6 protein-coding genes are annotated in these 6,178 nt (G+C 74.6%); 2 read left to right on the forward strand and 4 right to left on the reverse strand.

Annotation, left to right across the window (positions count from 1 at the left end; genetic code table 11):
- The first annotated feature begins 154 nt into the window (after positions 1-154).
- Complete coding sequence (locus tag B7L92_RS37130; protein WP_107501734.1) at positions 155-1,555, forward strand: NAD(P)/FAD-dependent oxidoreductase; 1,401 nt, start codon at positions 155-157, stop codon at positions 1,553-1,555.
- Between the two features lie 33 nt (positions 1,556-1,588).
- On the opposite strand, the gene B7L92_RS37135 is transcribed toward B7L92_RS37130, so the two are convergent.
- From B7L92_RS37135 to B7L92_RS41280, 4 genes are all read right to left on the reverse strand, one after another.
- Positions 1,589-2,449, reverse strand: coding sequence for an SMP-30/gluconolactonase/LRE family protein (locus tag B7L92_RS37135; protein ID WP_081241535.1), 861 nt, complete (start codon positions 2,447-2,449; stop codon positions 1,589-1,591).
- Positions 2,446-3,219 carry an IclR family transcriptional regulator gene (locus tag B7L92_RS37140; protein ID WP_081241536.1) on the reverse strand — a complete coding sequence of 258 codons (774 nt, stop codon included), beginning with the start codon at positions 3,217-3,219 and terminating at the stop codon, positions 2,446-2,448. Before B7L92_RS37140 ends, B7L92_RS37135 begins: the two co-directional genes overlap by 4 nt.
- Positions 3,220-3,474: 255 nt before the next feature.
- Positions 3,475-4,719 (reverse strand): PucR-like N-terminal domain-containing protein, encoded by a 1,245-nt coding sequence (locus B7L92_RS37145; protein WP_081241537.1) that lies wholly within the window; start codon positions 4,717-4,719, stop codon positions 3,475-3,477.
- Positions 4,716-4,871: a hypothetical protein gene (locus tag B7L92_RS41280; protein WP_016826406.1), complete on the reverse strand. Its 156-nt coding sequence runs from the start codon at positions 4,869-4,871 to the stop codon at positions 4,716-4,718. The genes B7L92_RS37145 and B7L92_RS41280 overlap by 4 nt, the downstream gene beginning before the upstream one ends.
- 202 nt (positions 4,872-5,073) lie before the next feature.
- Between B7L92_RS41280 and pgfA the strand changes: the two genes are divergently transcribed.
- Positions 5,074-6,060, forward strand: a complete 987-nt coding sequence (gene pgfA, locus B7L92_RS37150; RefSeq protein WP_081241538.1) for a cell envelope lipid trafficking protein PgfA — start codon at positions 5,074-5,076, stop codon at positions 6,058-6,060.
- Positions 6,061-6,178 lie beyond the last annotated feature (118 nt).

Here is a 6,178-nt window from a genome sequence, read left to right on the forward strand (position 1 = left end):
GAGGAACCCCCCGAGACCGCAGGCACCTACCGTCTGCACGCCACCGAAGTGTCCGGCACCGGCGGGCTGGTGGAGCTGGCCCAGGCGCTGCACCGACAGCCCGCTACGGCGCCGCCGGCCGCGGCCGGACCCACGACCGAACCCGAGGAGCCCCATGTCGCGTAGAGCTGTCGTCATCGGTGCCGGCCTGGCCGGCATGCTGGCCGCGGCCGTCCTGTCCACCGCGGGAGCGGACGAGGTGGTCGTGCTGGACCGCGACGACCTGCCCGAGGGCCCCGAGCACCGCAGGGGGCTGCCGCAGGGGCGCCACGCGCACCTGCTCATGGCCGGGGGGATGGCCGCCATGGAGGACCTCGTGCCGGGCGCGGGTCTGCGCAAACGGCTGCTCGCCGCCGGGGCCCACGAGGTGTCCCTCAGTTCGGGCATGCTGGCCCGCACCCCCGAGGGCTGGCTCAGACGGTGGCGCCGCGAAGGCCCGGCCATGCTCACCTGCAGCCGGGCCCTGCTGGACTGGGAGGTGCGGGCCGCGGTGCTGGAGCACTGCCCGGTCGAGGTCCGCAAAGCCGCCGTGGTGGGGCTGACGGGCTCCCCGGCGCGGGTGCGGGGGGTGCGCGTCGCCGCCCCCGGAGAGGACACGGAGCTCGAGGCGGACTTCGTCGTCGACGCGAGCGGGCGCGGCACCCGGGTCGTCACCTGGCTGGCCGGGCTCGGGCTGACCGGCGTCGAGGAGCGGACCGTGGACTCCGGGCTGGTGAACGCGACGCGCGTCTACCGGATGCCCGAGGGGGCGGAGCGGTTCCCGCTGACGGTCGTGCAGCCCGACCCGTACGGGTCCGGACCGGGGCGCAGCGGGATGATGCTGCCGATCGAGGGCGGCCGCTGGATGGTGAGCCTCGGCGGGACCCGGGGCGGTGAACCGCCGGCGGACCCGGAGGGCTTCCTGCGGTACACGCTCGCGCTGCCGGACCCCATCGTGGGACGGCTGATCTCCGGGGCCGAACCGCTCACCGACATCCACCTGAGCCGGTCCACCAGCAATGTGCGGCGGTACCTGGAGAAGTCCGCGCGGTGGCCCGAGGGCTTCGTCGTCCTCGGGGACGCGCTGGGCACGTTCAACCCGGTGTACGGGCAGGGCATGTCGGTGGCCGCGTTCGGCGCGCGGGTGCTCGACCGGGAGGTGAGCCGCTCCGGCCTGGCCTCGCCCGGTCTCGCCCGGCGGGTGCTGCGCGGGGCGGCGCGATCGGTGGACGCCGCGTGGTCCATGGCCGTCGGCCAGGACCTGTTCTACCCGGAGGTGCGCGGCGGCCGGCCGGGGGTCGCCGACCGCGTCGCCACGGCGTACTCGCGGCGCATGACGCGGGCGGCCACCGGCTCCCCCGCGGCGGCCTCCGCGCTCTGGGACGTCACCAGCATGCGCACGCCCCCGACCCGCATGTTCCGCCCGGCGGCGGTCCTGGCCGCCCTCACCGGCTCTCCGCTGCCGCCGTTGACGGCGCCCCCGCTGACTCCCGGCGAACGGAGGATCCTGCGGGACATCGACCGCACCGGCCTCTGAGCGGGGCGCCGGAGCCGGGGGCGGGCCCCCGGCTCAGCCCTCGAACGCCGGTGGCGCCAGGCCCCGGCCCGCGTCGGGGATCACCAGGAGCGAGCCCGCCAGGGGGTGCGGGGCGGGCAGGCCCACCCGGGCCGTGGTGACGTACAGGTCGGTCAGGCCGGCGCCGCCGAAGGCGCAGGCCGTGACGCGGGGGACCGGGAGCGGGATCACCCGGTCCAGGTCGCCGGCCGGGGTGTAGCGGCGTACCGCGGCGCCGTCCCACAGGGCGACCCAGACGCAGCCGTCGGCGTCGACGGTGAGGCCGTCGGGGAAGCCGGCGCCCTCCTCGACCTCGGCCAGGGGGCGGCGGCCCGTGACGCGGCCGGTGGCGGGGTCGTGGTCGAGGACGTCGATGCGGCGGGTGGGGGTGTCGACGTAGTACATCAGGCGGCCGTCGGGGCTCCAGCCGGTGCCGTTGCTCACCGTCACGTCGTCGAGGACGGTGCGGGCCGTGCCGTCCCCGGTGATCCGGGAGAGGGTGCCGCCGCCGGTGGCCTCGTCGTAGCGCATGGTGCCGGCCCACAGCGTGCCGTCGGGGGCGACGGCGGCGTCGTTGCCGCGGCGGCCGGGGACGGCGTCCCGGTGCAGCCAGCGGAAGGTGTCGTCGGGGTCGAGCAGGCCGACGCCGTCGCGCAGGTTGAGGACCAGGCCGCCGCCCGCGCGGGGCTTGACGGCGCCCACGTGCTGGTCGGTGCGGCGCAGCGTGCGCCGGCCGGTGGCCGGGTCGTAGGTGTGGACGCGGGAGGCGAGGATGTCGACCCACAGGAGGCGGCCGGCGGCCGGGTCCCAGGTGGGGCCCTCGCCCAGGGTGGCCTCCGCGCGGACGGCCACCTCGTACGCGGTGCGGCGCGTCATGCCGCGCTCCGGTGGCCCAGGCGCTCGGACAGGTCGGCGGCGCCCTTGACGGCCAGTTGCTCCAGCTCGCCCAGGCGCTCGTCGCTCCAGCGGATCATCGGCACGGAGATGGACAGCGCGGCCACCACCTGTCCCGTGCGGTCGCGCACCGGCGCGGCGACGCAGGAGACGTCCGGGTTGGACTCGCGGCTCTCCACGGCCACGCCCCGCGCCCGGATCTCCGCCAGGGCCTCGCGCAGGGCGGCCGGTTCGGTGATGCTGTTGGGGGTCATCGCGACCAGTTCGGCGTCGTCGGGGAGGCGCGCGGCGAGCTCCTGCTCGGGGAGGGAGGCCAGCAGCATCTTGCCGACGGAGGTGCAGTGGGCGGGCAGCCTGCGGCCGGCCGCCGACACCATCCGCACCGCGTGCGTGGAGTCCACCTTGGCGATGTAGATGACGTCCGTGTCCTCCAGGATCGCCACGTGCACCGTCTCGTCGCAGGTCTCGGCGACGGACCGGGCGACCTGCTGGCCCTCGGCGGCCAGGTCGAGGTGTTCGGCGTAGCGGGCGCCGAGCTGGTACGGGCGTACGCCCAGCCGGTAGCGTCCGGGCTGGCCGGCCACCGGGACGATGTACTTCCGGGCGGCGAGCGTGGTCACCAGCTCGTGGACGGTGGTGCGCGGCAGCTGGAGCCTGCGCACGATGTCCGGGGCGGAGAGCGTCCCGTCCCCGTCGAGGAAGAGCTCGAGGATGTCGAGAGCCCGGGTCACGGCTGGTACGAGGCGTCCCACGACCGGCCCCCTCCCTATGTGTCTCAGGCGCCTGCGTTCGAGATTTCAACAGGCGATCGGCATGACGAACACACAGGCTAGCCACCCGGACCGACCCGGGCAATGGCGCGGTCCCGGGCCGGACCCGCGCGGGCGGTGACCGGGGCACGGTGGTCGCGCCGCGGTGATCCGCGGCGGGCGTACTGCGGTGATCCGCGGCGGCCCGCGGCGGTCGTGCCGCGGTGATCGGGCCCCGATGGTCGGGCCGCCCGTCGGTCACCGCGGGCGGGGGTCCCCCAGCGCACCGCGGAGCCGCTGGGCCCTGAGGACCAGTTCCAGTTCGAAGCGGCGGTCCGGGTGGTCGATCTCGTCGCCCCACAACTCGCGGATCTGCCGCAACCGGTAGCGGACGGTCTGGGGGTGGACCCCGAGCCGCGCCGCCACCTCCGGCGCTCCGCCCCGGGTCTCCAGCCACGCCAGCAGCGTTTCCGCGAGCCGTCGCCCGTGCGTGGGACCGCAGTGCGCCAGCGGGGCCAGGCAGCGCAGCGCGAGGTCGTCGACCAGCTCCTCCGGCTGGAGCAGCACCAGCGCCTCGGTGTGCTCGGTGCAGTACAGCACCTCGCCGGCCGGCAGCAGCTTCCGTCCCATCAGGCCCAGCGCGGCCTCCGCCCAGCGCAGCGACTTCGCCGCGTCGGCGAGCGCCACCGGCGGCCCGATCGCCCCGGACCAGCCGGCCAGCGCGCGGTGCAGCAGTTCGGAGCGGCCGGCCGCGGCCGGCTCGGGGATGACCATGCGGGGCTGCTCGTACTCCATGTCGAGCAGCACGCCCTGCCCCACCGCGGGCGCCACCGCCTCCCGCGCCGGGCGCAGCAGCACGCCGACGGCGACCTTCTCGGGCAGCGGCCAGCCGATCCGCGCGGCGCGCTCGGCCAGCGCTTCGGCGGGATCGCCCCGGTGCTGTTCGGTGAACAGCAGCTCCATCAGCCGGCGTTGCAGCCGCAGCAGCTCCCCCGCCTGGCGGGCGGCGGCCTCGGCGTACCCGCGCACGGACTGGTCGACCAGGCCGTCGAGGTACTCGTAGCCCGCGTCGACCAGTTCGTACATGGCGGGCGGGGGGATGTCGACGCGCTGGCCGATGTCGGCGAAGCAGCGCCAGGCCAGGCGGACGCCCAGGCGGTAGATCGCCTGGAGGGAGTCCAGCGACCGTCCGTGCAGGCCCTCGCCGCGGCCGAACTCCTGGAAGACGCCGGGCGGTACGGTCGGCCGCCCCTGCGGGTAGTCCGCGTGCGCCAGGTGCTGGACGAAGACCTCGATGGCGCGGCGGACGCCGACGAGGCCCTTGGGGGCGCCGGAGTCGTCGAAGAAGACGGGCAGGTGGGGGTACTCGCGCCGGATCTCGCTCATGATGTGCTCGGCGAGCGCGGGCGCCTCGGCCATGGCGATCTCGGCGAACCGGAGCACCTGGTGGCGCGGTACGTCCCGCCACGCGGAGCGGGCCGTGGCGGTCCTGGAGGCGGTCACGGCCCGGCGCTCCCGGCCTGTTCATAAGTGATCATGGGAGTGTTCGGCTGGTCGGGCCCGGCCTCGAGCAGGGCGACCACACCGAGTGCGGCGCTGACGGCGAGGGCCGCGGCGAGCGCGACCGTCAGTGCGGCGGCGAGCAATCTGGACATCGCAGGGTCAGCCTCTCTGTCGGGAGGTTCCCCACCCCCGCACCGTGACCGACCACCCCTGCCCGTCGTGTCCCAGTGTCGGCATGCCGTTGACACCCCGTCAAGAGGGGGCCTACGGTTCCCCGCCCATACGCCCCGCGCACATTCCTCCGCGGTCCCGGCCTTTCCGCGCCGAGCCGTCCCGAGCCCCTGGAGCGCCCGGATGCGCCGTAGAACTTCCCCGTTTTCCCTGGTCCTGCTGGGTCTCGGCACCTTCCTGCTGGTGCTGGCACCGCTGCTGGCGTGGTACGTGCACCCACGCGCCGCGGTGAACCCGATCGACATCGACACCACCGCCGTCTACACCGGCCGGGGCAGCGTTTTCGACACCGACCGGGTCGAGACGGTGCCCGACCAGAAGATCACCATCACCCAGCGGGTGCGCGGTGACGTCGCGGACAGCGAGCGCAGCGGGAACGCCGTGTGGGACGTGATCACCACGGTCGACACGAACAAGTCCCTGCCGGCCGCCGACCCGCACGACGCGCTGGCCTTCACCCCGCACCGCTGGGTGCTGGACCGGAGGACCACCAAGCCCGGGCACTGCTGCGAGGAGACCTCCCGCATCGAGGGCGAGGCGTATCTGAAGTTCCCCTTCGACGTGCAGAAACGCTCCTACCAGTGGTGGGACAACACCCTCGGCGACACGGTCGTCCTGCGCTACCGGGGCACCGCGAAGGTCCAGGGCCACACGGGGTACCGGTTCACCGCCTCGGTGCCGCCGACGAAGTCCGGCACCCGGCTGGTGCCGGGCAGCATCGTCGACCTGCCGGACCGTCCGCAGGTGCTGGCCGAGGAGTGGTACGCCAACCACGGCATCGAGCTGATCGTGGACCAGCGCACGGGCCGGGTGCTGCGCGCGCGGACCGGCCCGAAGCAGACCCTGCGGGCGCCGGGCGCGGACGAGGACGCGGCCGTCCTGCTGGACGCCGAGAAGATCGTGTTCACCGAACGGACCCAGAAGGAGGCCGTCCGCCAGGCCGAGCGCGACAGCGGCCGACTGCGCCTGCTGGGCGAGACGTTGCCGGTCGGTGCGGCCGTGGCGGGGGGACTCCTCGCGGTGGCCGGAGGAGTCCTGTTGGCGCGCGGCCGCAAGGAGGAAGAAGACACCGAAACGCCCGGTACGCCGCATTCCGCACTCACGAAATGACAGGGCGCCGGTTTCAACAAAGCCGGAAATTGTCACGCGCGTGAGTAGCCGTGGGCAACGGCTGGGCGAAAACTGTGCATCCCCACCCCACCCCGGTCCCCGTCCCTTATACACATCT

Origin of the sequence: Streptomyces viridosporus (assembly GCF_002078235.1) — a bacterium.
Taxonomy (GTDB): domain Bacteria; phylum Actinomycetota; class Actinomycetes; order Streptomycetales; family Streptomycetaceae; genus Streptomyces; species Streptomyces viridosporus.

Bases quoted from the DNA above. Each gene is read 5' to 3' on its own strand.
- B7L92_RS37130 (WP_107501734.1), top strand. From the start codon at position 155: ATGTCGCGTAGAGCTGTCGTCATCGGTGCCGGCCTGGCCGGCATGCTG.
- B7L92_RS41280 (WP_016826406.1), bottom strand. From the start codon at position 4,871: ATGTCCAGATTGCTCGCCGCCGCACTGACGGTCGCGCTCGCCGCGGCC.
- B7L92_RS37135 (WP_081241535.1), bottom strand. From the start codon at position 2,449: ATGACGCGCCGCACCGCGTACGAGGTGGCCGTCCGCGCGGAGGCCACC.
- pgfA (WP_081241538.1), top strand. From the start codon at position 5,074: ATGCGCCGTAGAACTTCCCCGTTTTCCCTGGTCCTGCTGGGTCTCGGC.